We start from the raw sequence: 2,786 nt of genomic DNA, 5'->3' as shown, positions 1-2,786 counted from the left end.
CGGCAGGACAATGAGGGGCAGCGCGGACGTCGGTGATTTGCGAGCGGTCGTGGCAGCTGAAGCCTTCTGACAGGCAATCGGGTCAGAAACTGAATTTCATATTTGCAGGCGTCGGCGCTGCCCCTCATCCGCCTGCCGGCACCTTCTCCCCGTATCACGGGGAGAAGGCAGCTAGTCCGATCAGTCCTCGTTCGCCTTGACCTTGACGCCAAGCGTCTTCGGCAGGTCGAGCGGGTTCGACATCGCTCCGGCCATGATCAGCGCGAACGGCACCGCAGCCGGTGGCTCGGCCGAAATCTCCAGACTCTTCGGATCGTCGAGATATTTGCCGACCGCAGCCGTTACCTCGGCCGTCAGCTCAGGATTGTTGAGCTGGGCCATGCCGAACGGCACGATCGCCTTGGCCTGATTGGCGATGTCCTTGCCCGACATGCCCTGCTGCTTTCCAACATAGTCCAGCACCTTGTTGGTCAGCGAATCGTCGTCGAAGCGGATCGAGGCGCTGTTGAACGAAAGCTGCTGCAACAGGCCGAGCATGGCCATGCCCTGCGCCGAATTGTCGGCGCCTTCGGGCTGCGCGGCCATCTTCTTCTGCATCTCCTGCAGCGACTTGATGAAGTCGAGCGTATAGCCGCCGAGGCCGAAGGTCATGCCGAGCTTGCCGGCATTGTCGACCGCAATGTCGTATTTCGACAGCTCCATCTTGCCGTCCGCCGGCTGCCACGTGCCGGCGATGTCGATATTGCCCGAAATGTTCTGGTATCCGAGCGCTTCGATGGCCTCCTTGGACTTGGGGTCTTCGACCAGGGTCAGGTCGGCATTGAACTTTTCCGTCGTGCCGGAAAATTCCATCGCCTTGCCGTCCTCCGGCGGGCTGACCTCGATGGCAAGTCCGTCCATCGAGAAGGCGGTCTTGTCGGCAACCTTGACCGTCATGTTGGAGAGCTCGGCCGACTTGTACATCATCAGCGAGCCGAGCGGGCCAGTGGCGCCTTCGGCCGGCACCGTCATGTCATGGATCACGAACGGGCTGAGCGACAGCGTGACGCCGTCCTTGCTGTGCTCGAGGGCCGCGGTCGAGACGGTTTCGATGTCATAGCCGCCATCGGCTTCGCTGACGCCTTCGAGCTTGACGTCGCCGATGGTCAGCGGCTCCTTCTCGCCGGCCGGCTTCACGGCCACGCCCTGCAGCACCATGTTGGACTCGTCGCCACTCACCCCGGTCCAGGAGATGTCGACGCCCTGGGCGGCAAGCGCCGCCTTGAGGCGATCGGCGACGGCGGTGTCCTGCGCGAAGGCGGCATTGAGCGGCAGCGTCAGCAGGAAGGTCGAGAAAGCCAGTTTCTTGAGAGTTGAGCGTTGGAATGTCATCACGAAGTCCCCTGAGAGTTGTCCTGAAATTGCTTCTTGATCCTATGCGCCATCACCATTCCGCGACGAACTGGACGGGAAAAAGGTGTCTCCCGGCACAATGGTCGAAAATCACGGTGAAAGGCAAATGGCGGGCCGACCTCATCGCTTGAAGCGGTGAATTTGTCATGAAGATCGGGTTTCCATGCGGCATCGCCCTGCCATAGACAGGGCGTGTAACAGGTTGATGTTGGCTGGCGCCGTCATGCGGGCAATCGATGTTGCAGTTGGGCCGCAAATTGGCCGGCGAGCGTCGCCAATTCCGTGAAATCCGTCACACCCGTGGGCTTGAGAGGCGCGGATTAGGCCAGCCGGCGCTTGCCGCGAATCACCCGCTCGGCTAGTGCAAACCCATGGGAAAAAGGCTTTTGCCGCCTTCGGATGGCGGCGGTGACCATATCGAACCGGTCGATCTGAAGAAGGCGCTCGAGGAGCGCTATCTCGCCTATGCGCTGTCGACCATCATGCACCGGGCATTGCCGGATGTGCGCGACGGGCTGAAGCCCGTCCATCGCCGCATCATGCATGCCATGCGGCTGCTGAGACTCAACCCCGACCAGGGCTTCGCTAAATGCGCGCGTATCGTCGGCGAGGTGATGGGCAAGTTTCATCCGCATGGCGACCAGTCGATCTATGACGCGCTGGTGAGGCTGGCGCAGGATTTCTCGATGCGCTACCCGCTCGTCGACGGGCAGGGTAATTTCGGCAATATCGACGGCGATAACGCCGCCGCCATGCGCTACACCGAAGCGCGCATGACCGATGTGGCGACGGAGCTGCTCGCCGGCATCACCGAGGATGCCGTCGACTACCGCCCGACCTACAATGAGGAGGACGAGGAGCCGGTCGTGCTGCCCGGCGCCTTCCCCAACCTGCTCGCCAACGGCTCGTCCGGCATTGCAGTCGGCATGGCGACCTCGATCCCGCCGCACAATGCCGCCGAGCTCTGCGACGCGGCGTTGCATCTGATCGAGAATCCCGACGCGCCGGTGACCGCGCTGATGGACTTCGTCCAGGGCCCGGATTTCCCGACCGGCGGCATCATCGTCGATAGCCGCGCATCGATCCTCGAAGCCTATGAAACCGGCCGCGGCGGCTTCCGCGTCAGGGCGAAATGGGGCCAGGAGGACCAGGGCAGGGGCACCTGGAGCATCGTCGTCACCGAGATCCCCTATGGTGTCCAGAAGGCCAGGCTGATCGAGAAGATCGCCGAGCTTCTGATGGCGCGCAAATTGCCGCTGCTCGAAGACATCCGCGACGAGAGCGCCGAGGATATCCGCATCGTGCTGGTGCCGAAGAGCCGCAGCGTCGATCCCGGCATTCTGATGGAATCGCTGTTCAAGCTGACCGAGCTCGAAAGCCGCTTCCCGCTCAAC

The 2,786-nt window shown here is 62.3% G+C and carries 2 protein-coding genes; one reads left to right on the top strand and one right to left on the bottom strand.

What is annotated here, in order from left to right; genetic code table 11:
• Positions 1–180: 180 nt before the first annotated feature.
• Positions 181–1,371 carry a hypothetical protein gene (locus tag EOA33_RS30985; protein WP_126054976.1) on the bottom strand — a complete coding sequence of 397 codons (1,191 nt, stop codon included), beginning with the start codon at positions 1,369–1,371 and terminating at the stop codon, positions 181–183.
• A gap of 392 nt (positions 1,372–1,763) precedes the next feature.
• On the opposite strand from EOA33_RS30985, the gene EOA33_RS30980 reads away from it, so the two are divergent.
• The coding region (locus EOA33_RS30980) for a DNA gyrase subunit A (protein ID WP_281033578.1) at positions 1,764–2,786 on the top strand (1,023 nt) is incomplete at its 3' end.

The sequence above is a fragment of the Mesorhizobium sp. M4A.F.Ca.ET.050.02.1.1 genome, assembly GCF_003997725.1.
Taxonomy (GTDB): domain Bacteria; phylum Pseudomonadota; class Alphaproteobacteria; order Rhizobiales; family Rhizobiaceae; genus Mesorhizobium.
The sequence above is the reverse complement of the archived record's forward strand: the minus strand, read 5'-3'. Positions and strand labels throughout refer to the sequence as shown.